This window comes from Achromobacter sp. AONIH1 (assembly GCF_002902905.1).
Lineage (GTDB): Bacteria > Pseudomonadota > Gammaproteobacteria > Burkholderiales > Burkholderiaceae_B > Achromobacter.
The window spans coordinates 558,674-581,645 of the sequence record NZ_CP026124.1 but is presented as its reverse complement, the minus strand read 5'-3'; the positions used below and the strand labels follow the sequence as shown (position 1 = coordinate 581,645).

General features: G+C 67.3%; 22 protein-coding genes and 1 tRNA gene. 13 read left to right on the top strand and 10 right to left on the bottom strand.

What is annotated here, in order from left to right; all coding sequences use genetic code 11:
* Positions 1-9: 9 nt before the first annotated feature.
* Genes secB through C2U31_RS02690 form a run of 3 tightly spaced genes read right to left on the bottom strand, consistent with a single transcriptional unit; the run spans position 10 to position 1,326 of the window.
* A complete protein-coding gene (gene secB / locus C2U31_RS02700) occupies positions 10-549 on the bottom strand; it encodes a protein-export chaperone SecB (protein WP_103271428.1) in 540 nt (179 codons plus the stop codon).
* Between the two features lie 41 nt (positions 550-590).
* Positions 591-848, bottom strand: a complete 258-nt coding sequence (gene grxC, locus C2U31_RS02695; protein WP_103271427.1) for a glutaredoxin 3 — start codon at positions 846-848, stop codon at positions 591-593.
* 58 nt (positions 849-906) lie between these two features.
* A complete protein-coding gene (locus C2U31_RS02690) occupies positions 907-1,326 on the bottom strand; it encodes a rhodanese-like domain-containing protein (RefSeq protein WP_199770938.1) in 420 nt (139 codons plus the stop codon).
* 176 nt (positions 1,327-1,502) lie between these two features.
* Here C2U31_RS02690 and gpmA point away from each other — a divergent pair, with 176 nt between their 5' ends.
* The 7 genes from gpmA to C2U31_RS02655 all read left to right on the top strand — a co-directional run bounded on the left by gpmA (position 1,503) and on the right by C2U31_RS02655 (position 9,932).
* Positions 1,503-2,255, top strand: a complete 753-nt coding sequence (gpmA, locus tag C2U31_RS02685; RefSeq protein WP_103271426.1) for a 2,3-diphosphoglycerate-dependent phosphoglycerate mutase — start codon at positions 1,503-1,505, stop codon at positions 2,253-2,255.
* Positions 2,256-2,304: 49 nt separating this feature from the next.
* Positions 2,305-3,918 carry a murein hydrolase activator EnvC gene (locus C2U31_RS02680; RefSeq protein ID WP_103271425.1) on the top strand — a complete coding sequence of 538 codons (1,614 nt, stop codon included), beginning with the start codon at positions 2,305-2,307 and terminating at the stop codon, positions 3,916-3,918.
* Between the two features lie 107 nt (positions 3,919-4,025).
* Positions 4,026-5,468 (top strand): S41 family peptidase, encoded by a 1,443-nt coding sequence (locus C2U31_RS02675; RefSeq protein WP_103271424.1) that lies wholly within the window; start codon positions 4,026-4,028, stop codon positions 5,466-5,468.
* Positions 5,465-6,220, top strand: coding sequence for a HesA/MoeB/ThiF family protein (locus C2U31_RS02670; RefSeq protein WP_103271423.1), 756 nt, complete (start codon positions 5,465-5,467; stop codon positions 6,218-6,220). The genes C2U31_RS02675 and C2U31_RS02670 overlap by 4 nt, the downstream gene beginning before the upstream one ends.
* A gap of 134 nt (positions 6,221-6,354) precedes the next feature.
* Positions 6,355-7,542 carry a diguanylate cyclase gene (locus C2U31_RS02665; protein ID WP_103276231.1) on the top strand — a complete coding sequence of 396 codons (1,188 nt, stop codon included), beginning with the start codon at positions 6,355-6,357 and terminating at the stop codon, positions 7,540-7,542.
* A gap of 184 nt (positions 7,543-7,726) precedes the next feature.
* A complete protein-coding gene (locus tag C2U31_RS02660) occupies positions 7,727-8,434 on the top strand; it encodes a FadR/GntR family transcriptional regulator (RefSeq protein WP_103271422.1) in 708 nt (235 codons plus the stop codon).
* Between the two features lie 85 nt (positions 8,435-8,519).
* The gene (locus C2U31_RS02655) at positions 8,520-9,932 is read left to right on the top strand and encodes an FAD-binding oxidoreductase (RefSeq protein ID WP_103271421.1); all 1,413 of its coding nucleotides are present in this window, start codon (positions 8,520-8,522) and stop codon (positions 9,930-9,932) included.
* A 174-nt stretch (positions 9,933-10,106) separates the two neighbouring features.
* On the opposite strand, the gene thiC is transcribed toward C2U31_RS02655, so the two are convergent.
* On the bottom strand, positions 10,107-12,020 hold the full coding sequence (thiC, locus tag C2U31_RS02650) for a phosphomethylpyrimidine synthase ThiC (RefSeq protein WP_103271420.1): 1,914 nt from the start codon (positions 12,018-12,020) through the stop codon (positions 10,107-10,109).
* Between the two features lie 375 nt (positions 12,021-12,395).
* Here thiC and C2U31_RS02645 point away from each other — a divergent pair, with 375 nt between their 5' ends.
* Positions 12,396-12,986: a preprotein translocase subunit SecD gene (locus C2U31_RS02645; RefSeq protein ID WP_103271419.1), complete on the top strand. Its 591-nt coding sequence runs from the start codon at positions 12,396-12,398 to the stop codon at positions 12,984-12,986.
* Between the two features lie 110 nt (positions 12,987-13,096).
* On the opposite strand, the gene C2U31_RS02640 is transcribed toward C2U31_RS02645, so the two are convergent.
* Positions 13,097-13,564, bottom strand: a complete 468-nt coding sequence (locus C2U31_RS02640) for a helix-turn-helix transcriptional regulator (RefSeq protein WP_369869731.1) — start codon at positions 13,562-13,564, stop codon at positions 13,097-13,099.
* Between the two features lie 58 nt (positions 13,565-13,622).
* On the opposite strand from C2U31_RS02640, the gene C2U31_RS02635 reads away from it, so the two are divergent.
* Positions 13,623-14,342 carry a winged helix-turn-helix domain-containing protein gene (locus C2U31_RS02635; protein ID WP_103276229.1) on the top strand — a complete coding sequence of 240 codons (720 nt, stop codon included), beginning with the start codon at positions 13,623-13,625 and terminating at the stop codon, positions 14,340-14,342.
* Here the strand turns inward: C2U31_RS02635 and proB are convergent.
* The 5 genes from proB to C2U31_RS02610 form a co-directional block, all read right to left on the bottom strand.
* Positions 14,311-15,447 carry a glutamate 5-kinase gene (gene proB, locus C2U31_RS02630; protein ID WP_103271418.1) on the bottom strand — a complete coding sequence of 379 codons (1,137 nt, stop codon included), beginning with the start codon at positions 15,445-15,447 and terminating at the stop codon, positions 14,311-14,313. The two genes, C2U31_RS02635 and proB, sit on opposite strands and share 32 nt — an antisense overlap.
* A gap of 56 nt (positions 15,448-15,503) precedes the next feature.
* The gene (gene obgE / locus C2U31_RS02625; protein WP_103271417.1) at positions 15,504-16,640 is read right to left on the bottom strand and encodes a GTPase ObgE; all 1,137 of its coding nucleotides are present in this window, start codon (positions 16,638-16,640) and stop codon (positions 15,504-15,506) included.
* A 184-nt stretch (positions 16,641-16,824) separates the two neighbouring features.
* Positions 16,825-17,085, bottom strand: coding sequence for a 50S ribosomal protein L27 (gene rpmA / locus C2U31_RS02620; protein ID WP_006216229.1), 261 nt, complete (start codon positions 17,083-17,085; stop codon positions 16,825-16,827).
* 35 nt (positions 17,086-17,120) lie between these two features.
* On the bottom strand, positions 17,121-17,432 hold the full coding sequence (gene rplU, locus C2U31_RS02615; protein WP_103271416.1) for a 50S ribosomal protein L21: 312 nt from the start codon (positions 17,430-17,432) through the stop codon (positions 17,121-17,123).
* Between the two features lie 297 nt (positions 17,433-17,729).
* Positions 17,730-18,488 (bottom strand): IclR family transcriptional regulator, encoded by a 759-nt coding sequence (locus C2U31_RS02610; protein WP_103271415.1) that lies wholly within the window; start codon positions 18,486-18,488, stop codon positions 17,730-17,732.
* 137 nt (positions 18,489-18,625) lie between these two features.
* Here C2U31_RS02610 and C2U31_RS02605 point away from each other — a divergent pair, with 137 nt between their 5' ends.
* The 4 genes from C2U31_RS02605 to C2U31_RS02590 all read left to right on the top strand — a co-directional run bounded on the left by C2U31_RS02605 (position 18,626) and on the right by C2U31_RS02590 (position 22,820).
* Complete coding sequence (locus tag C2U31_RS02605; RefSeq protein WP_103271414.1) at positions 18,626-19,810, top strand: fumarylacetoacetate hydrolase family protein; 1,185 nt, start codon at positions 18,626-18,628, stop codon at positions 19,808-19,810.
* Positions 19,811-20,115: 305 nt separating this feature from the next.
* Positions 20,116-21,081 carry an octaprenyl diphosphate synthase gene (ispB, locus tag C2U31_RS02600; RefSeq protein WP_103271413.1) on the top strand — a complete coding sequence of 322 codons (966 nt, stop codon included), beginning with the start codon at positions 20,116-20,118 and terminating at the stop codon, positions 21,079-21,081.
* 99 nt (positions 21,082-21,180) lie between these two features.
* Positions 21,181-21,257: transfer RNA gene (locus C2U31_RS02595), tRNA-Pro, on the top strand.
* A gap of 192 nt (positions 21,258-21,449) precedes the next feature.
* Positions 21,450-22,820: a hypothetical protein gene (locus C2U31_RS02590; protein WP_158658292.1), complete on the top strand. Its 1,371-nt coding sequence runs from the start codon at positions 21,450-21,452 to the stop codon at positions 22,818-22,820.
* Positions 22,821-22,972 lie beyond the last annotated feature (152 nt).

Below are 22,972 nucleotides of genomic sequence, written 5' to 3'. Positions count from 1 at the left end.
GGGTCCGCGTTACTGGCGGGTCGCGCTGGGGGGCAGGATGATGCCCGAGTCGCCGTTGGCGCCGTTGCCGTTGGCCGAGCCTTGCTGCTGGGCCAGTTCGGCCAGGCGCTGCTCGTACAGGGCCTGGAAGTTCACTTCGGTCAGGTGCAGCGGGGGCATCGAGGTGCGGGTGATCGCGTCGGCGATGTTGGCGCGCAGGTACGGGTAGAGCATGGTCGGGCAGACGATGCCCAGCAGCGGATCCAGCTGCTCTTCGGGGATGTTGGCGGCTTCGAAGATGCCGGCCTGGGTGCCTTCGACCAGGTAGACCACCTTGTCGTTGATGCGGGTGGTGACGGTGACCGTGACCGTGGTTTCGAACACGGTGTCGGCCAGGCGCTGGCCGCCGACGGCGATGCTCACTTCCACCTGGGGCGCTTCCTGCTCCAGGAAGACGTGGGGCGCATTCGGCATTTCCAGCGAGAGGTCTTTCAGGTAGACGCGCTGCAGGTTGAACGAGGGCGCGTCGTTGCCGCCTTCTTGCTGGGTGTTTTGGTTCTGGTCAGCCATGAGTGTTTCCGTTGGTAGGAGGGGGCAAAAATATAAGAGGATCAGCCGTTGAGCAGGGGCGCGAGGCCGCCCGCGCGATCCAGCGCCATCAGGTCGTCACAGCCGCCCACGTGGGTGTCGCCGATGAAGATCTGGGGCACGGTGCGGCGGCCGGTGCGCTCGATCATGATGTCGCGCTGGGCCGGATCGCGGTCGATCTGGATGATTTCCAGGTCGGCCACGCCGCGCTGCTCCAGCAGCGCCTTGGCGCGGGCGCAGTAGGGGCAATAATCCTTGCTGTACATGACAACTTTGTTCATGGGCGTTCCTGCGTATCGTGAACCGTGTGGCGGAGGGCGGGGGGCGGGGCCCCCGGAATCACTTCTGCGTGACCGGCAGGCTCGCGGCCAGCCAGGCGCGCATGCCGCCGTCCAGCGGCACCACGTCGGCGTAACCCTGGGCGCGCAGCTTGGCGGCGGCGCGGGCCGAATCGCGGCCATTGTCGCAGACCACGATCAGCGGCTTGTTCTTGGGCAGGTTGCCGGCCTTCTGTTCCAGGTCGGCGGCGGGCACGCTGCGGGCCTGGGCGATGTGGCCGGCCTGGAACTGCTCGGCCGGGCGCACGTCGACCCACACAGCCTGGCGCTGGTTGACCATCTGGATGGCTTCGGAGGTGCTCACGGCGGAGCCGGCCCGGCCTTTGCGCAGGGCGGGCACCATCAGCATGATGCCGGACACCACGGCCACGGCGACGATGAAGACGTTGTTTTTATCGAGCAAGAATTGCAGAAGATCCACGGAGCATCCTGAAGTGCGGCGGCTAGCCTTGGTAGCGACAAGCCCGGGGACGCGCCGCAGGGCAAATCTGCGGGTGCGCCCGGACAAAATCAAGGGCAAAATCGCTCAATTATAAAATGAGCGCATTGTTCAACCGCATTTCCCAACTTTTAACCCGCGCTCGCGCGTGACTAGCCATGCATAAACTCGTTCTGATGCGCCACGGCGAAAGCCAGTGGAACCTGGAAAACCGCTTCACCGGCTGGACCGACGTCGACCTGACCGACACCGGCCGCGAACAGGCCCGCAAGGCCGGCGAACTGCTCAAGAAAGAAGGCTATACCTTCGACCTGGCCTATTCCTCGCTGCTCAAGCGCGCCATCCGCACCCTGTGGATCGCCCTGGACGCGATGGACGCCATGTACACCCCGGTCGGCGTGACCTGGCGCCTGAACGAGCGCCATTACGGCGCCCTGCAGGGCCTGAACAAGGCCGAGACCGCCGCCAAGTATGGCGACGAGCAGGTGCTGGTCTGGCGCCGCGCCTACGCCATCGCGCCCGAGCCGCTGGCGCTGGACGACGAGCGCCACCCGCGCTTCGACAAGCGCTACGCCAAGGTGCCGGCCGACCAGCTGCCCGCCACCGAGTGCCTGAAGGACACCGTGGCGCGCGTGCTGCCGTTCTGGAACGAGTCCATCGCCCCGGCCATCCGCGCCGGCCGCAACGTGCTGATCGCCGCCCACGGCAACAGCCTGCGCGCGCTGATCAAGCACCTGGACAATGTGTCGGACGACGACATCGTCAACCTGAACATTCCCACGGGCCAGCCGCTGGTCTACGAACTGGATGATGACCTGCGCCCGATCCGCCACTATTATCTGGGCGATGCCGCCGAGATCGAGGCGGCCATGGCCGCCGTGGCGGCCCAGGGCAAGGCCAAGAAGGACTAAGGACAAGGGCCCGAAAGGGCTCCTCCATCAGGTGGAAACAGGTTCAGTCATGCGTCGCGCGTCGGGGTTGTTGTTGGCGGTCGTTCTGGCCGGTGGAACGCTTTCGGCCCGCGCCGCGCCCAATGACCTGGCCGGGCGCCAGTCCGAGGCCGAGCGCCAGCAGGCCCAGCTGCGCGACCGCATCGAGAACCTGCAAAAAGACATCGACACGCGCGAGGCCGCCCGCAAGGAAGCGGCCGACGCGCTGAAACAGTCCGAATCTTCCATTTCCCGCATCAATCTGCGGCTGCGCGAGCTGGCCGAGGCCAATCGCCAGGCCCAGGCCGACCTGGGCAGCCTGGAAAAGCAGATCGGCGCCCAGCAGGCGACGCTGGCCAAGCGCCGCGTCGAGCTGGCCGACCAGCTGCGCACCCAGTACACCAGCGGTCTGTCGCCCTGGACGGCGCTGCTGTCCGGCGACGATCCGCAATTGCTGGGCCGCAATCTGGGCTACCTGGATTACGTGTCCCAGGCCCGCGCCCAGGCGGTGCAGGCGCTGCGCGCCGACATCGACCGGCTGGCCGCGTTGCAGGGCAAGGCCGACGCCCGTCGCGCCGAGATCGAAAAAGTGGTGGCCGAGACCACCGAGCAGAAGACCGCCCTGGTCGGCCAGCAGAAAGAGCGCTCCACGCTGCTGGCGCAGTTGGAAGGGCAGATCGCCGCCCAGCGCGCCGAGGCCAACAAGCTGGGCCGGGACGACCAGCGCCTGTCGCGCCTGATCACCGACCTGGACGCGGCCATCGTCAAGCAGGCCGAGGAAGCCCGTCGCGCGGAAGAGGCGCGCAGGAAGGCCGAGGAAGCGCGCCGCGCCGAAGAGGCGCGCCGGGCCGAGGAAGCGCGCAAGAAGGCCGAGGCCGAGCGTCGCGCCGAGGAAGCCCGCAGGAAAGCCGACGAAGCGCGCCGCGCCGAGGCCGAGCGTCGCGCTGCCGCCGACGCGCGCCGCAACCGCGATGCGCAGGATGCGCAGGACGCGGCCCGGGCGCGCGAGCAGGTCGAGGCCGCCGCCCGCCAGCAGCGCGGACCGGTCGCCGTGGCCGACCCGGACGCCGCCGGCCTGCGTCCGGCCGATCGCCAGTCGCATACCCGCCTGACCGGTCCGGCCGACACGCCGTCGGCCAGGCCGACGGAACCGGCGAAAAAACCGGAATCCAAGCCGGAACCCGTCGAAGCCGACAGCACTCCAACCCGGACCGCATCCGTGTCGCAGCAGACGACGCGCCCCGTGGTCGGCGGCGGCAACGGCCTGAAGCACGGCCTGCCCATGCCGGTGCGCGGGCAGGTCCAGGGCCGATTCGGCGTCGACCGCCCCGACGGCGGCGTCTGGCGCGGCGTGGTGCTGCGCGCGCCGGAGGGCACGCCGGTCAAGGCCGTCGCGCCCGGCACGGTGGTCTACGCCGAATGGCTGCGTGGTTTTGGCAACCTCATCATTGTGGATCATGGGCAGCAATATCTGACGGTCTATGCTTACAACCAGAGCCTGCTCAAGCGGGTGGGCGATCCGGTTGGCGGCGGCGACACCATCGCCCTGGTCGGGGCGACCGGCGGCCAAGTGGAATCCGGCCTATACTTTGAAATTCGCCATCGTGGCGCTCCTGTCGACCCGGCCCAGTGGCTGGCGCAGTAGATCAGTACCAGTTCAGTACATTATTGGCAGCCACTCGTTGGTACATCCGTAGGACAGCCGGCAGGCTTGCGGCTCCCTCCGGCGAAAACAAAATTCGGGAAGTGTGCATGGGCACTCGCAAATTTCGCGGTTTCGGACTGATCGCCACCGGTGCGGTGGCAGGCGTATTGCTGAGCGTTGGCGTATCCGCCGTGGCCCAGCGCGGCAGCCCGCTGCCCCTGGACGAGCTCAGGCAGCTGAGCAACGTCTTCGCCGCGATCAAGAACAACTATGTCGAAGCGGTTGATGACAAGACGCTCATCAGCAACGCGATCTCCGGCATGGTGTCCAACCTGGATCCGCACTCGGCCTACCTGGACGCCGAGGCCTTCCGCGAAATGCAGACCGCCACGCAGGGCGAGTTCGGCGGCCTGGGCATCGAGGTCGGCGCCGAGGACGGCTTCGTCAAGGTCATTTCTCCCATCGAGGACACGCCCGCCGCGCGCGCCGGCGTGATGGCCGGCGACCTCATCATCAAGATCGACGACACGCCCACCAAGGGCATGTCGCTGAACGAAGCGGTCAAGCTCATGCGCGGCGCGCCCAAGTCGCCGATCACGCTGACCATCATGCGCGCCGATCGTCCCCAGCCCATCGTGCTGAAGATCGTGCGCGACATCATCAAGGTGCGCAGCGTGCGCAGCAAGATGCTGGACAACGGCGTCGGCTACGTCCGCATCGCCCAGTTCCAGGAAAAGACCGGTTCCGACCTGGCCAAGCAGCTCAAGGACCTGGGCGCCAAGGAAGCCCCCAAGGGCCTGGTGCTGGACCTGCGCAACGACCCGGGCGGCCTCCTGACCAGCGCCATCGGCGTGTCCGGCGCCTTCCTGCCGCCCGAGACCCTGGTGGTCTCGACCGACGGCCGCACGCCCGACGCCCGCCACAAGTACCTGGCCTCGCCGTCGGAATACGCGCGCGGCGAAAGCAACTACCTGTCGGGCCTGCCGGCCTGGACCAAGACCGTGCCGATGGTGGTGCTGGTCAACGTCGGCTCGGCCTCGGCATCCGAGATCGTGGCCGGCGCGCTGCAAGACCACAAGCGCGCCAAGGTGCTGGGCAACCGTACCTTCGGCAAGGGCTCGGTGCAAGTGATCCTGCCGCTGTCCGAGAGCACCGCGGTCAAGCTCACCACCTCGCGCTACTTCACGCCCAGCGGCCGTTCCATCCAGGCCACCGGCATCGAGCCCGACTACGTGGTGGCCGACACCGCCGACGGCGATCTGTTCCGCCTGCCGCGCGAAGCCGACCTGCAACGCCACCTGTCGAACCAGCAGACTTCCAACGAGGTCAAGTCCAGCGCCGACCAGGAAAACGTCGAACTGCCGGCCAAGATCTTCGAATTCGGCGGCAAGGACGACTTCCAGCTGCAGCAGGCGCTGAACCTGCTGGCCGGCAAGCCGGTGCAGAAGGGCTCGGCCCGCGCCCAGGCCAAGGCCGACGCCAAGGTCGGCGGCCCGGCGCAGCGCATGAAGATCACGCCGACCGGAGTCGAACCCAGCAAGGAAAAATGAACGACGAGCAACTGCTGCGCTATGCCCGCCACATCCTGCTCGACGAACTCGGCATCGAGGGGCAGGAAAGACTGCTGGCGGCGCGGGTGCTGATCGTCGGCGCGGGCGGGCTGGGCTCGCCCGCCGCGCTGTACCTGGCCACCGCCGGCGTGGGCGACATCACGCTGGCCGATGATGACGTCGTCGAACTGAGCAACCTGCAGCGCCAGATCCTGCACACCACGGCCAGCGTGGGCCGGCCCAAGGCCGAGTCCGGCCGCGACATGCTGGCGGCGTTCAATCCGCAGGCCCGCGTCCATGCGCGCGTCGAGCGCCTGCAGGGCCAGGCCCTGTCCGACGCGGTGGCCGCCGCCGACCTGGTGCTGGACTGCACCGACAACTTCACCACCCGCCACGCCATCAACCGCGCCTGCGTCGAGCACCGCAAGCCGCTGGTCTCGGGCGCCGCCATCCGTTTCGACGGCCAGGTCAGCGTCTACGACCTGCGCGACGACAAGGCGCCCTGTTACCACTGCCTGTTCCCCGAGGCCGATGACGTCGAGCAGGCCAATTGCGCCACCATGGGCGTGTTCGCGCCCGTGGTCGGCATCATTGGCAGCATGCAGGCCGCCGAGGCCCTGAAGCTGCTGTCCGGCGTCGGCGAAAGCCTGTCGGGCCGGCTGCAATGGCTGGACGTGCGCACCATGCAGTGGCGCAGCGTCAATGTGCAGCGCGACCCGGAATGTCCGGTCTGCGGACACCGGCCCGCCTGAAAATTCACGCCGCGCCGTATCGGCTTCAGCCGGTTTCACCGGCATGCTATTGGCCTTGCGGCCAATGTATGGACTGAAAAATCCCTGCTATAACCGCTGCCTGCCCGTGGATCCGGGCCGGGGGCGCGAGAGTGGTGGATACGGGACTGAAGTTCAGCTTGCCTAAGTGGCGCTTGACGCGCTGGCTGACCCACGCCGGCCATGGCACGCCCGCCGACATCCGCGCGGCGCTGCTGGCCAGCCTGTTCGGGACGTTGCCCATCTTCGCCGGCGGCGTCATCAATACCGTGCTCATCTCCGGCATCGTCGCCTGGCGCCGGCCCGAGCCGCTGTACCTGTCCTGGCTCATCCTGGAACTGGCGTTGGCCGCCGTGCGGGTCATGGTGCTGCGCTCGGCGCTGCGCGCCGCGCGGCACGGCGGCAACACGCATACCGACGTCTACATCCTGCTGGCGCTGCTGTGGGCCTTCAGCGTGGGCTATGGCGTCTTCGTCACCTTCCTGAATGGCGACTGGCTTTCGGCCACGCTGGCCGGCGTGTCCTGCGGCGCGATGGCCGGTGGCATCTGCTTTCGCAACTACGGCGCGCCCCGGCTGGTCGCGGCGATGATCTTCCTGAGCCTGGGGCCGATGTGTCTGGGGGCGCTGTTCACCGGCGAGGCGGTCACCGCCATCGTCTTCATCCAGATCCCGTTCTACCTGGTCAGCATGAGCATCGCCTCGCACCGGCTGAACCGCATCCTGGTGTCCACCATGCTGTCCGAGCGCGAGAACGACCGCCGCGCCAGCGAGGACGTGCTAACGGGCCTGGCCAACCGGGCCGGGCTGCAGTCGGCGCTGGAGCGCATCTGTTCCGGCACGCGCGAGCACGACACGCCCGCCGCGCTGCTGTACATGGACATGGACGATTTCAAGATCATCAACGACACCCATGGGCATGCCGCCGGCGACCAGGTGCTCAAGACCATCGCCGACCGCATGCGCGGCATGCTGCGCGTGGACGATGTGGCCGCGCGCATGGGCGGCGACGAATTCATCGTGCTGGTCACCGGCATAGACGCGCCGGCCGCGTTGCGGCTGGGCGAACACCTGCTGCAGGACGTCTCGCATCCGATCGCGCTGGCCGACGGCACGCGCGTGAGCGTGGGGCTGTCCATCGGCATCAGCATCATCTCGCGCAACAACCGCGACGCCCAGGCCGCGTTGGACGCGGCCGACGCCGCCCTGTACCGGGCCAAGGCGCAGGGCGGCCGCTGTTGCGCCGTCGCCGGAGCGTTCGAGGACGACACCGCGCAACAGGAAGGCGACGTCGTGGCGGCCTGAGGTGGGCCGCGGTATCGGCCCAAAATAGGGCCACGATAGGGCAAGAATAGGGCAGGGCCCGGCCAGGGCAGCGTTCTCCGTCACCCGGACTGCGCCGTCGTGGACGCCGCTCGTTCGCCGGGAAAATTGGACGCTGCCAAGAAAAGTTATCAGATAACCTGAAAAGTCTGCCTATAATCGCGTCATGCTGACGCCTCCCCTGACCCTGACCGAACAGGTCGCCCGCCAGATCGCCGCCGACATCGCCCAGGGCGTGCATCGCGTCGGCGCCAAACTGCCGTCCGGCCGCGTGCTGGCCGAACAGTACGGCGTCAGCGCCGCCGTGATCCGCGAAGTCACCGAGCGACTGCGCGCGCAGGGACTGATCCAGAGCCGCCAGGGCTCAGGCTGCACCGTCACCTCGCGCACCGGCGCGCAAGGCTTCCTGCTGTCGGACAGCATCGCCGCCAGTCGCGAACAACTGGCCAGCGTGTACGAACTGCGCATGGAACTCGAAGGCGGCGCCGCGGCGCTGGCCGCGCTGCGCCGCGACGACGCCGACCTGGCCGCCATGGCCGACTCGCTGGCGCGGCTGGAGCGGCACCTCGAAGACCCGGAGCAGGGCGTCGAAAACGACATCTCGTTCCATCTGGCCGTGGCCGCCTCCACGCACAACAGTCATTACGCGGACCTGCTGCGCTACCTGAACCTGCAACTGCGCCAGGCCGTGGGCGCGGCGCGCGCCAACAGCCGCCAGCAGGCCGGGCTGAGCGTTGCCGTGCACCAGGAGCATGTGGCGGTGTTCGAAGCCATCCGCGCGCAGGACGCCGTCGCCGCCCGCCAGGCGGCCGTGGGGCACCTTCGACAAGCCGCCGCGCGATTGCAGCTGGCGCTGGCGGAGGACGCGCCGTAGCGCACCGCTGTCCCGTCATCGACCCGATTCGTTTCTGACCCGTCCTACTTTCCACCGCTAGTTCCACCGTTTCCAGGCACTCCTCATGAGCTCAACCGATTTCGCCCAACGCCTGGTCCAGGCCCTGGGCCCCGACACCGTCGCCACCGCTGAACAGGACATCGCGCCCTGGCTGTCCGACTGGCGCGGCCTGTACAACGGCCGCGCCCAGGCAGTGGTGCGCCCGCGCCGCACCGAAGAGGTCGCCACCTGCCTGGCGCTGTGCCAGCAGGCCGGCGTGCCGGTGGTGCCGCGCGGCGGCAATACCGGCCTGTGCGGCGGCGCCACGCCCGACCAGGGCGCGGCCAACGTGGTGCTGAGCCTGGATCGCATGAACGCGGTGCGCGGCATCGACACCATCGCCAACACCCTGGTGGCCGAGGCCGGCTGCATCCTGGGCAACCTGCGCCGCGCGGCGCAGGACGCCGGCCGGCTGCTGCCGCTGAGCCTGGCGGCCGAGGACTCCAGCCAGATCGGCGGCAACGTCGCCACCAACGCCGGCGGCGTGAACGTGGTGCGCTACGGCATGGCGCGCGAGCTGGTGCTGGGCCTGGAAGCCGTGCTGCCCACGGGCGAGGTGTTCCACGGCCTGCGCACGCTGCGCAAGGACAACACCGGCTACGACCTCAAGCAGCTCCTGATCGGCTCCGAGGGCACGTTGGGCGTGATCACCGCCGTGGCGCTGCGCCTGTTCCCGCGCGCCGACGTGCGCTCGGTGGTGCTGGCGGCGGTGGAGTCGCCGGCCCAGGCGCTGCGCCTGTTCGAGCTGTTGTACGCGAAGTGCGGCGCGCGCCTGCAGGCCTTCGAGTATTTCTCGGGCGATTGCCTGGACCTGGTGCTGACGCACGCCGAAGGCGTGCAGGAACCCTTCGGCCAGCGTTACCCCGCCTATGTGCTGGTGGAGCTGGCCGACTCGGCCGACGATGCCGCGCTGAACGCCCTGCTGGAAAGCGTGATCGGCCAGGCGCTGGAAGACGAGCTGTGCCTGGACGCGGTGGTGTCGGCCTCGCTGGCCCAGCTGCAAGGGCTGTGGAAGCTGCGCGAGGAAATCTCCGAGGCGCAGCGCGCCGATGGCCCGCACCTGAAGCACGACGTGTCCCTGCCCATCGAGCGCATCCCGGACTTCATGGCCTCGGCCCAGGCCCGGTTGCAGGCGCAGTTCTCCGGCATCCGCCCCTTCATCTTCGGCCACTTCGGCGACGGCAATCTGCACTACAACCTGTCGCGCCCGGCCGGCGCGCCGCGCGACTGGGCCGCCACGCAGGGCGCGGCCATCACCGACGCGGTGCTGGACGAGGTCAACCGATACGGTGGCAGCATCAGCGCCGAGCACGGCATCGGCCAGCTCAAGCGCGATCACTTCCTGCACAGCAAGGATCCGCTGGAGCTGCGGCTGATGCGCGAGATCAAACGCCTGGTGGACCCGGCGGGCATCATGAATCCGGGCAAGCTGCTGTAGGCGGCCGCCCGCTAGCGTCGCCAGGCCGCGTTTCTGGCATCTCGTCGCGCTCGTTCGCCCGAGCCGGCCGTCTCAAGATGAGAGCGCCCGGCGCCGTCCGGCGACAAAAAAACCGCGCCGCCCTGCAAGGGGCGGCGCGGTTTTTTCTGTCAGGCGTGGCGGTCCGCCCGGCGCTTATTGCCGGTGATAGACCTCGGCGCCCTTCTTCACGAACTCGATGGACTTTTCCTGCATGCCCTTTTCCAGCGCGTCCTTCTCGCTCACGCCCTGCGACGCGGCGTAGTCACGCACGTCCTGCGTGATCTTCATCGAGCAGAAATGCGGGCCGCACATGGAGCAGAAGTGCGCCACCTTCATCGAGTCCTTGGGCAAGGTCTCGTCGTGGAACTCCTTCGCCGTGTCCGGATCCAGGCCCAGGTTGAACTGGTCGTCCCAGCGGAACTCGAAGCGCGCCTTGGACAGCGCGTTGTCGCGGATGGCCGCGCCCGGATGGCCCTTGGCCAGGTCGGCCGCGTGCGCCGCGATCTTGTACGTGATGATGCCGTCCTTCACGTCCTTCTTGTTCGGCAGGCCCAGGTGCTCCTTGGGCGTCACATAACAGAGCATGGCGGTGCCGTACCAGCCGATCAGCGCGGCGCCGATGCCGGACGTGATGTGGTCGTAGCCCGGCGCGATGTCGGTGGTCAGCGGGCCCAGCGTGTAGAACGGCGCCTCGTGGCAGTGTTCCAGCTGCAGCTCCATGTTTTCCTTGATCATCTGCATCGGCACGTGGCCGGGGCCTTCGATCATGACCTGCACGTCGTGCTTCCAGGCCACCTGGGTCAGCTCGCCCAGCGTCTTCAGCTCGGCGAACTGCGCCTCGTCGTTGGCGTCGTAGCCCGAGCCCGGGCGCAGGCCGTCGCCCAGCGAGAAGCTGACGTCGTAGGCCTTCATGATTTCGCAGATCTCGTCGAAGCGCTCGTACAGGAAGCTCTCCTTGTGATGCGCCAGGCACCACTTGGCCATGATCGAGCCGCCGCGCGAGACGATGCCCGTCATCCGGTCCGCCGTCATCGGAATGAACGGCAGGCGCACGCCGGCGTGGATGGTGAAGTAGTCCACGCCTTGTTCGGCCTGCTCGATCAGCGTGTCGCGGAAGATCTCCCAGGTCAGTTCCTCGGCCTTGCCGTCGACCTTTTCCAGCGCCTGGTAGATCGGCACGGTGCCGATCGGCACGGGCGAGTTGCGGATGATCCACTCGCGCGTTTCATGGATGTGCTTGCCGGTGGACAGATCCATGACCGTGTCGCCGCCCCAGCGGATGGCCCAGGTCATCTTCTCGACTTCCTCGCCGATGCCGGAGCTGACGGCCGAGTTGCCGATGTTGGCGTTGATCTTCACCAGGAAGTTGCGGCCGATGGCCATCGGCTCGATTTCCGGGTGGTTGATGTTGGCCGGGATGATGGCGCGGCCGCGCGCGATCTCGTCGCGCACGAACTCGGGCGTGATGGCCGACGGGATGGACGCGCCGAAGGACTGGCCCGGATGCTGGCGCAGCAGGCGCTTGACCATCTTCTCGCCATCCGGACCGCTGGCGCGCAGCGTTTCCAGGTACTGCTCGCGGCGCAGGTTTTCGCGGATGGCCACGAATTCCATTTCCGGCGTGATGATGCCGCGGCGCGCGTAGTGCATCTGGGTGACGTTGGCGCCCGACTTGGCGCGGCGCGGCGGACGGCGCAGGTCGAAGCGCATGGCCGTCAGCTTGGGATCGGTCAGGCGTTCCTTGCCGTAGTCGCTGGTCGGGCCGGCCAGCAGCTCGGTGTCGCCGCGCTCTTCGATCCAGGCGCGGCGCAGCTCGGGCAGGCCGCGGCGGATGTCGATCTTGGCGTCCGGGTCGGTGTAGGGGCCGCTGCAATCGTAGACCGTCAGCGGCGGGTTCTTCTCGCCGCCGAACATGGTGGGCGTGTCGGCCTGCTCGATCTCGCGGAACGGCACGCGGATGTCGGGCCGCGAGCCGGTCTCGTACACCTTGCGCGATTTGGGCAGCGGCGCGACGGCGGCCGAGTCCACTTCTGCGGTGGCGGCCAGGAATTTGGGATTGGCGTTCATGGAAAGCTCCAAGCGAATGGTTTGGAGCCGATCGGGAATGAATCCCCGCCGCGCGCGATGGCGTGGCGGAAATACGGCTCCCAGCATCGGCATTATCCGTACTGGTACGAAGGGACTCTCTCAACACGTCGGCGCCCTGCGGGCGGGACGAGTACCCCTGCGCGAAAGCGAAGTATAGAGCCTGCCGGGGGCCGGCCGCCAAAGTGGTCGATGCTGCGGCGCAAGATGCGGGCGGTCGACGCGTGGTATTACTGGTTTACATTTGGAATCAGACTGCCGAGACAGGGGCAATCAGGTTCTGTACACTTTTTTCGTCAATTGCGGCGGGCAACGTCCGCCGTCCGGTCTGAAGACTACTCAAAGAAGGAAACGAGCATGCAACTGACCCTGCGCAACATGGCGCCCGCCTTGATGGTCCTGACCCTGGCGCTTGCGGGTTGCAAGACCGCGCCGACCAAGAATGCCGGCGATGCCGCCGCGACGCCCCAGACGGGCCAGCAACAACAGCAACAGCAGTCGCCCTCGGCCACGGCTTCCGTGGTGGAGTTCTATGTGGCCAGGACCCAGGCCGGCCCGGGCCTGACGGAAGTCACGCTGCCCGACGGCAAGCTCTACATGGAACAGCAACCCGTGCTGACGCGCGCCGACCTGACCGAGGCCGCCCAGTTGGTGGACCGCGAAGGCAACAACTTCGTCGGCCTGCGCTTCTCGGAATCGGGCGCGCGCAAGCTCAACGACATCAGCAGCAAGAACGTAGGCAACATGCTGGTCCTGGTGCTGGACCGCGAGCTGATCGCCGCGCCGCGCATCGGCGAGCCGCTGAATCGCGGCGTGCTGGCGTTTGGCGTGCCGTCGGCGAAGGCGGCCGCCGACATCGCTTCCCGCATCCGTGGCGATTCGTCCGCGCCCGCGGCGGGTGGCTCGCCGGCCACCGCGCCTGTCACGGCGCCGGCGGCCAAGCCCTGAGTCCGGCACGCCTGGCCGGCCGCGCGGGATGCAACCGCGTCCGCCGTTAAGCACAAAGCCCCCTGCAAAGGGGGCTTTGTGCTGTTGCGCCAGCGGGAAGGGCGGCGCTGCTAGTTTTGTTTGCGGCGTGGCTTCAGGCTGCGACGCGCCTGCGCGGTTTCGATGTAGGTCTGCACCAGCGCTTCCAGCATGTTCCGTTCGTCCTGCGTCAACGCGTCGAAGTGCGACGGAGAAATATTCGGAAAGGGCCATGGCGCTTGCGGGCGCGGCTTGCGACCCGCGCGCTGCGCCGGTTCGGCCACGTTCGCCGGCGGCAGCGTGTTGCTGAGATCGTAGCCGTCCAGCGGCAACTCCATCGAGCCCTTGCCGGTTTCCAGCCACTCGAGTTCGACTTTCAGCACCTGGGCCAGCTTGCGCGCCGAACGGCTCGATTGGCGCAGGCTGCTTTCGTAGCTGCCGATTGCACTTTGCGAGATTCGGGCAAGCCGCGCCAGCTCCTCTTGCGTGTAGCCGCGAAGGAGACGTGCGTGCTTCAGTCGGTCTGAAAATGTCTTCACAGCGCGATTGAAGCTTGCCACGAATTTACCTTGGTGGCTATAAGTATCACTTAGGTAATATGCCTGTTAGGGGTTGATCATGTGGCACAGAGGCACCGTCTTTGTCGTGCAATCCGATGAAATTGCGGGTAATCATTTCGCCAAGAATCTGCGTGAGTTGCGCTGGCGCGTCCATTGCTTCGCATCGGTGAACGCGCTGCTCGAACGCCTGTCCGGGCAGGTGACGGACGCGATCGTGCTGCGCGATCGCTACGATGATCCTTCGCTGTCTATCGCCGCCGCGCGCCGGGCCGCGCCGGGCGCGGCGCTGGCCTGGCAGGACGCCGACGCCTGCGCACAGGCCCGCATCGCGGCCATGGACGCGGGCGCGGACGCTTGTCCGGCGCCGGACATGAGCATGGCCGAATGGGATGCGCTGCTGCGCACGCTGTGCCGGCGGCTACAGGGCGCTGGGCGTCCCGCGCCGGCCTGGCGCGTGGACATGCACGCGCGCGTGCTGGCGGGGCCGGCGGGCGAGCGGCTGCCGCTCACCGCGACCGAGCGCGCCTTCCTGGTGCGTCTGCTCAATGCGCCGGACCACTGCCTGCGACGCGAGCGTTTCCTGCCGCGCAACGCCGCCGTCGAGCGGGACAGCGTGCGCCGCGTGGACGTGCTGGTCTCGCGTCTGCGCAGCAAGGCGCGGCGGCTCGATATCGACCTGCCGGTATTGGCGGTGCGGGGGTGGGGCTACATCCTGCTGGCGCGGGGAGGGCAGGCGGGCGCGGACGCTACAGGACGACCAGATTATCCCGATGCATGAGCTCGGGTTCGGTCATGCTGCCCAGGATGCGGGCAATCTGCGATGAAGGCTGGCGCAGGATGCGCCGGGTGTCGGCGGCCGAGTAGTTGATCAGGCCGCGCGCGCATTCGCGGCCCTCGCTGTCGACGCAGGCGACCACGTCGCCGCGGCCGAACTCGCCGTCGACGGCGGTCACGCCGATGGGCAGCAGGCTCTTGCCTTCGCGCAGCAGGGCCTGCACGGCGCCGTCGTCCAGCGTCACGCGGCCGCGCAGGCGCAGGTGATCGGCCAGCCATTGCTTGCGCGCCGACCACACCGGCAGCGCCGCCTGCAGCTCGCTGCCGATGCACTCGCCTTGCGCCAGGCGGGTCAGCACGTCGCGCTCGCGGCCCGAGGCGATCACGGTATGCGCGCCGCTGTGCGCGGCGCGCTTGGCCGCCAGCACCTTGGTCAGCATGCCGCCGGTGCCGATGCCGCTGCCGGCGCCGCCGGCCATGGCTTCCAGCGCGGCGTCGCCCGCTTGCGCGTGCGAGATGAACTTTGCGTCGGGGTTCTTGCGCGGGTCCGAATCGTACAGGCCGCGCTGGTCGGTCAGGATGACCAGTGTGTCGGCTTCGATCAGGTTGGTGACCAGCGCGCCCAGCGTATCGTTGTCGCCCAGCCGGATCTCGTCGGTGACGACGGTGTCGTTCTCGTTGACGATGGGCACCACGCCCAGGCGCAGCAGCGCGAACAGCGTGCTGCGGGCGTTCAGGTAGCGGTGGCGGTCGGCCAGGTCTTCGTGGGTGAGCAGGATCTGCGCGGTGCGCAGGCCGTGTTCCGCGAAGGCGGCCTCATACGCCTGGCACAGGCCCATCTGGCCCACGGCGGCGGCGGCCTGCAACTCGTGCATCACCGACGGACGCTTGCGCCAGCCCAGTCGCGCCATGCCTTCCGCGATCGCGCCGCTGGACACCAGCACCACCTGCCGGCCTTGCTTGCGCAGCGCGGCGATCTGCGCGGCCCAGTGGGCCACGGCGGCACGGTCCAGGCCGCGGCCTTCGTTGGTGACGAGCGACGAGCCCACCTTGGCGACGATGCGCTGGGCGTTGGAGACGACGGATACGGCGGTTGATTCGGCAGACATGATCAGGGCGGACTGCGGCGCGAAGAGGCGTAATCGGATGAAGCTGCGATTATGGCTTATTCGTCGCCGCCGGTCTGGCCGCCCTTGGGCGCGGCGTCCGAGCGCGTGTCGTCGAAGCGCGGGTCTTCGGCCACGTAGGTGCCGTCGGCCTGGTCCTGCGCCAGCTGTTCCTTTTCGCGCTCGGCGTCCAGGTAGTCCTGCAGCGCGTAGATCAGGTCCTGCGTGCCTTCGCCCGACAGGCCGGAGATGCCGAACACCGGGCCGGTCCAGTCGTAGAGCTTGAGGAAGCGCTGCTTGGTGTCCTCGGGATCGGCCACCATGTCCAGCTTGTTCAGCACCAGCCAGCGCGGCTTGTCGGCCAGTTCGGGATCGTAGCGACGCAGTTCCTCGACGATGGCGCGGGCGTCGATCACGGCCTGCTCGACCGGATCGGCGTCGGGATCGGGCGTGGACACGTCCACCAGGTGCAGCAGCACGCGCGTGCGCGCCAGGTGCCGCAGGAACAGGTGGCCCAGGCCGGCGCCTTCCGAGGCGCCTTCGATCAGGCCGGGAATGTCCGCCACCACGAAGCTGCGCGACGGCGAGGTGCGCACCACGCCCAGGTTCGGATGCAGCGTGGTGAAGGGGTAGTCGGCGATCTTGGGCTTGGCGTTCGAGATGCGGGTGATCAGCGTGGACTTGCCGGCGTTCGGCAGGCCCAGCAGGCCCACGTCGGCCAGCACCTTCAGTTCCATGCGCAGGTAGCGGTGCTCGCCTTCCTTGCCGGGCGTCCACTGACGCGGCGCGCGGTTGACGCTGGACTTGAAGTGGATGTTGCCCATGCCGCCCTGGCCGCCGGCCGCCAGCACGACCTTCTGCTCGTGGCGGTTCAGGTCGAACAGGACTTCGCCGGTCTCGGCGTCATGGATGACGGTGCCGACGGGCACGCGCAGCGTGATGTCGGGGGCGGCCGCGCCGTACTGGTCCGAGCCGCGGCCGTTCTCGCCGTTCTTGGCGCGATGCAGGCGCGCGTAGCGGAAGTCGATCAGCGTGTTGATGTTGCGATCGGCCACGGCGAAGATGGTGCCGCCGCGTCCGCCGTCGCCGCCGTCCGGGCCGCCCTTGGGGATGAACTTTTCGCGGCGAAAGCTCGCCACGCCATTGCCGCCTTTGCCGGCGACGACTTCGATGGTGGCTTCGTCTACGAATTTCATGATGTCTGCGCGTGAAGTATGTGTGGGACTGCGCCGATAAGGGCGGCAGCCGGGTGGTTCATGGCCGGGCCATCAACCATTCTGCCCGAAATGGGCCGGCGATAAAAAAGCCCCGCCGCATGCGGCAGGGCTTTCGCCGTTCGTCGACGCGGCCGGGCCGCGTCGCAGAGCGTGCCTGGCCGAATTACTCGGCGGCGACGATCGAAACGGTTTGCTTGTTCAACGCGCCCTTGAAGCCGAATTGAACCTTGCCGTCGATCAGCGCGAACAGGGTGTGGTCCTTGCCCATGCCGACGTTCACGCCAGCGTGGAAGCGCGTGCCGCGCTGACGCACGATGATCGAACCGGCGGGGATGAGTTCACCGCCGAATGCCTTGACGCCCAGACGCTTCGATTCTGAGTCGCGTCCGTTCCGCGTAGAGCCGCCGCCCTTTTTCTGTGCCATGTTTAGCTCCTGCTAATGTGGTACCGAGTCGCTTCTCAGGCCGTGATGGCTTCGATGCGGATTTCGGTGTAGTTCTGACGGTGGCCCTGATGCTTCTGATAGTGCTTGCGACGGCGCATCTTGAAGATCTTGACCTTGTCGTGGCGGCCTTGCGCAAGAACCGTTGCCTTGACCACGGCGCCGGCGACGAGAGGCGTACCAACTTTCAGCTGGTCGCCTTCGCCCACGGACAGCACTTGGTCCAGGGTGATTTCTTGCCCAATGTCAGCCGGTATCTGTTCTATCTTGAGTTTTTCGCCAGCAGCAACGCGATATTGCTTGCCGCCGGTTTTTACGACCGCGTACATGGGGTGTTCCTTAAATAGGTAAAAAGGCCTGTCCGACTGCCGGCTTCGCTGACACACATGCTTGGCGCATGGCATGCAGCAAAGTGGCGGCGCCTTCGCTCTTGCCGTCCGCCCTGACTACTGGGTTTTGACGGGACGCTACCTGATCTGATGATCGATCCAGGCTGGGCTTGGGCTGCGGAACGTGCCGACGTAATTCGGCCATTAGGAAATAGCCGAATCCGGGATATTAGCCCGCCTGCCATGGAAAGTCAAAAAGCGCTTGCGGGCTAAGGGTTTAGCTGTGGCGCGCCGGCCTCACGGCAGGGCGGCGGTCAGCTTCGCCAGCTCGCGCGCCACCTGACGGATGCCGGCGATGGCGGCCTGCCGGTGGGCATTATCGAGCCGGTCAGAGGGAATGGACGTGCTGACGGCCAGCCGCTTGCCCAGCGGCGTCACGCCCACATAGGCGGCAAAGCAGACCAGGCCTGCCGTGACCTCCTCGCGGTCCTGGGCCAGGCCGTCGCGGCGCACCTCTTCCAGTTCGCGGCGCAGCGCCTCGGGCGTGGCCAGCGTGCGTTCGGTGACTCGGGCCAGCTTGGCGGGCAGGCGCGCGTCCAACTCGGCCGGATCCAGCCCGGCCAGCATGGCCTTGCCCAGCGCGCAGGCGTGCGCCGGCAGCCGCAGCCCCAGATCCGACACCAGCCGCACCGGCCGGCGCGCGTCCTCGCGCGCCAGGTAGACCACCTCGAAACCGTCCAGCGCCGCCAGTTGCACCACCTCGTTGCAGCGCGCCACGAATTCCGCCGCCACCCGGTGGAAGGCGGTCTGCAGGCTGTCGTGGCGCAGGTAGGCCGCGCCCAGCGCCATCAGCTCGATGCCGACGATGTAGCCGCCCTCGCGGCGCTCGATCCAGCGGCGCCGCTCCAGGCTGTCCAGCAGCAGGTACAGCGAGCTGCGGGGCAGGTTGCAGGCGCGCATCAATTCGGCGGCCTTCACCGGGCCGGGTTGCGCGGCCAGCGTCCTGAGGATGTCGTGGGCGCGGCGGATGGCGGGAACGTCGGCGGTGTCAGGCATGAATGTCCAATAGGTTGAACAGAAATCTAGCATATTGGACGTTATGGCAAGCCGCTCCTAGACTCGGACGCAGTCCCTGGCGCATCGCGCCTGGGACCGGACCAACTCCGGACGAAACTCGGACCCAAGGAACCCGCATGGCTGCTCCCACTATTCCCGATCATCACCTGCCCGCCGACCTGGACCGCGCTTTGCTGGTCGGCCGTGTCTGGCGCCAGGCGCCGCAGGACGGCCCCTGCGTGGTGGCGGTGCGCGGCGGCCGGATGTTCGACATCACCGCCGTGGCGCCGACCATGGCCGACCTGCTGGAGCGGCCCGACCGCGTCGAGCTGGCGCGGCTCGCGCCCGGCGAGCCGCTGGGCGACGTGCGCGACTGGCTGGCGTCCAGTCTGGCCGGCGGCCCGGCCCGCCTGCTGGCGCCTTGCGACCTGCAACCGGTGAAGGCCGCCGGCGTCACCTTCGCCGTCAGCCTGCTGGAACGCCTGATCGAGGAAGAGGCGGGCGGCGATGCCGGCCAGGCCGAGGCGATCCGCGAACGCCTGCAGGGCCTGATCGGCTCGGACCTGTCGCGGTTGCGGCCCGGCTCGGCCGAGGCCATGGCGCTGAAGGAAGCGCTGGTGGCGCGCGGCCAGTGGTCGCAATACCTGGAAGTGGGCATCGGCCCGGACGCCGAGGTCTTCTCCAAGGCGCCGCCCATGGCCTCGGTCGGCTATGGCGCCCGCATCGGCGTGCTGCCCGAGTCACGTTGGAACAACCCCGAGCCCGAGCTGGTGCTGGCCGTGGACAGCCGCGGCCAGATCGTGGGCGCGACGCTGGGCAACGACGTCAACCTGCGCGACGTGGAAGGGCGCAGCGCGCTGCTGTTGACCCGCGCCAAGGACAACAACGGCTCCTGCGCCATCGGCCCCTTCATCCGGCTGTTCGACGCCGATTTCACCCTGGACAGCGTGCGCGCCGCCGAGGTGGCGCTGCGCATCGACGGGCCCGACGGCTTCTCGCTGGCCGGCGTGAATCTGATGAGCCAGATCAGCCGCGACCCGCTGGACCTGGTGCGCCAGACCCTGGGCGCGCACCATCAGTACCCGGACGGCTGCATGCTGTTCCTGGGCACCATGTTCTCGCCCACGCAGGACCGGCACGGGCCGGGCAGCGGCTTCACCCACGCGATGGGCGACCGCGTCGAGATCGCCTCCGGCCCGCTGGGCGCGCTGGTCAACGAGGTGGGCGAGTGCACCGCCATTCCTCCCTGGGACTTCGGCTTGCGGGCGCTGTACGCGAGCCTGGCGCGGCGGGGGCTGCTGGCGGGGGCCGCCACGGGCTGAGGTCGGGGCGCGGCGCAGGGCGATCGCGCGGGCCGGCGTGGCACGCATGTCACGCGACGGTATGCGAGCCGCGATCGGGATTGCTGGAACAGGGGGGGCGCTGGGCGGGCCAGGCATGGCGGCGGGGCCGGCCAACAAGACAATACGCGCGGGCGCCGTCCAGGGAGCGGCCAGGGACGGACAAGACGCGTCCCTGTTTTGGCCAGCCCGTATAATCCCCGGTCGAATCCTCCCCGACCGCCTGCCGGACGGGGCCCTTGCGGTAAGAGTCCGCCACGCGGCTCGCTTCACAATCCGGATACGTCTTGAATCTCCCCGCGCTCATCGCTCCCATTGCAGACGATATGAAGGCCGTCGATGCGGTTATCCGCAGCCGGCTGAATTCCGAGGTGGTCCTGATCCGCACGATCGGCGACTACATCATCGGCGCCGGCGGCAAGCGCATGCGTCCTGCCATGGTGCTGATGGTGGCGCGCGCGCTGGGCTATGAAGGCACCCATCACCAGCTGCTGGCCGCCGTGGTGGAGTTCATCCACACCGCCACGCTGCTGCATGACGACGTGGTCGACGAGTCCGACCTGCGCCGTGGCCGCGACACCGCCAACGCCGTGTTCGGCAACGCCGCCAGCGTGCTGGTGGGCGACTACCTGTATTCGCGCTCGTTCGAGATGATGGTCGAGGCCGGTTCGATGCGCATCATGAGCATCCTGTCCGAGGCCACCACGGTGATCGCCGAGGGTGAGGTGCTGCAGCTGCTGAACGTGCACGACCCCGACGTGTCGCAGGAACGCTACCTGCAGGTGGTGCGCTACAAGACCGCCAAGCTGTTCGAGGCCGCCGCCCAGGTCGGCGCGGTGCTGGCCGGCGCCACGCCCGAGCAGGAAGCCGCCGCGGCCGCCTACGGCCGCCACGTCGGCACTGCCTTCCAGCTGGTCGACGACGTGTTGGACTATCGCGGCGACGCCGCGGCGCTGGGCAAGAACGTGGGCGACGACCTGCGCGAAGGCAAGCCCACGCTGCCGCTGATCCGTGTCATGGAAGTGGGCACGCCCGAGCAGCAGCAACTGATCCGCGATGCCATCAAGACGGGCGACGCCGACTTCGCCGCCGTGGCCGCCGCCATCCAGGCCACCGACGCGCTGGAGCACGCGATGCAGGCCGCCGAAGCCGAGGCCGAACTGGCCCGCAATGCCCTGTCGAACTACCCCATTTCCGTTTTCCAAAAATCTCTGTTAGAATTCTGCGCTTTCGCGGTGAACAGAGATCGCTAGCGAAAAAAGCGGTGAGGCAGTGATGCCGAACCTGCCGTAGTGAAGCAAGTTGGTAGTAAGAGCAAGTGCGCAAGTCTGAAGTGTGGGACTTGCCAAAATCGGGGCGTAGCTCAGCCTGGTAGAGTACTGCGTTCGGGACGCAGGAGTCGGAGGTTCGAATCCTCTCGCCCCGACCACTGATGTGGTCGAATTCTCGGTGATGTACCCGACATCATCGGCAAGAGCCGGCATCGCGCAAGCGTGCCGGCTTTTTTGCGTCTGCTTTCTTCCTGAGCCAGCGTCATGCCATGACGCGGAAAGGTCATGACGCTGGAACCTTGCCGGATTTCCTGTTCCTTATTCAACAGTCAAGATCCGGATACGTGTTCATGGAAAGCGTTTCCATTCCCCTGGGCGGACTCCCGCCAAGCATCCCGACAGGCACGGACGGCACGGGGCCTGTCGGTCACGGTCGTTTCAGCGTGGGCGGGCAGCAATTCAGGGTCGTTATCGCGCCGCAGGGCAGGGTCTCGAAGCATGCGAACGGGACGCTGAGGCTCCATAAAGTCTGCTTTCTCGGCCGCGTCAACGAGGACGACCAGTCCAAGGTCCGCGAACTGGGACGCGCGGCGACAAAGCTGTATGACAAAAGGAACAGTTGGTTAGGCCGGCCAGGAGACCTCCGTTCCCTCCGCCGCGCTTCCTTCAGGCAATTGAGCGACAAGCTGTTCAACGATTTGGGCCGTCTGTCGCAGAAGCTCACGGAATTCGCGGATGAGTCCGGCAATGCGCCGAAGAAGGATGATCCCGTCCAGATCGAGCGATGGCTTGGGCAAGTTCTGGATATTCGCAAGGATCTGTTGGCCGGCCTGGCGGCCATGAACCACAACGCCGGCCTGCATCGGCAACTGCACGAAATCATCGTGCCGGTTCTTGCCACCCTGTCGGCGGGCACGGGCGCCGTCATCGGCGCGTACCGCTTGACGGAGCCTGAAAGCTGGGAGGGGTGGGCGGCCTGGGCAACTACCCTGGTTGGCATCGGCGCAGGCCTGGATGGCTTGGTGAGAGTCGTGTCCAGCCGTGGTACGCGCAGCATTGACAAGTTCGAGAATGCGCTGGAAGCGCAATGCAAGGCGCTGTTCGATACGCCTTCTGTATCGGTCCTGTTGTACGCGCATGTCGTGGAGCGCGTCGTGCATGAAGCGCTTGAAGATGTCGGCGGGGACGAAGCGCTGGCGATAGACGTGGGCAACGCCCTGCCGAGAGATGAAAACAACAATGACCTTGGCGAGGACGACAACAAGCAATTCCACCAGCGGTTGAACGAGCCCGTCGGAAAGGCGGTGACGAAGGCGCTGGCCGACTTGAAGCTGGAGACGATTGTGTCCGAGGACAGGAAGTCGGAGTTGCGAGTCCTGGCCAGCGCACTCATCATCGAAGAGCTGAAAAGCACCAAACGGGTGGAGCAAGCGCTGACGAAAAACATAGACGCCAACGATGACGAGACGAAAAGCGGCGCGCTGAAAAGAAAGCTGAACAAGGAAATGGAGAAGTTCCGGAGTTTCTCCAAGGACCTGCAAGGCATGTCGTCGGATAACGGGAAGGGCGGTTCCGTCAACGCCAACGAACAGACCATTTTCCAGCTGATCAAGGATTTTCGACTGGCCCGGGAAGCAGACGAGGCAATGAAGCTCAGGGCGAGGGAACAACGGGATGGATCAAGTTCCGGTTCCGGGGGGCCGATCTTCCCGTCATCGTAGCAGGCAAGGAAATGCTCACATCGCGCCTCAAGGAGGGCGAGGGATAGCGGGGCGGGCGGTTGGACGCAGCGGAGCGGCCCAGGTGCGCGGACGGGCCCAAGTGTTTCAGAACTGTCTGATATTCCTGGGCTAGAAATACTGGAATCGTGTCG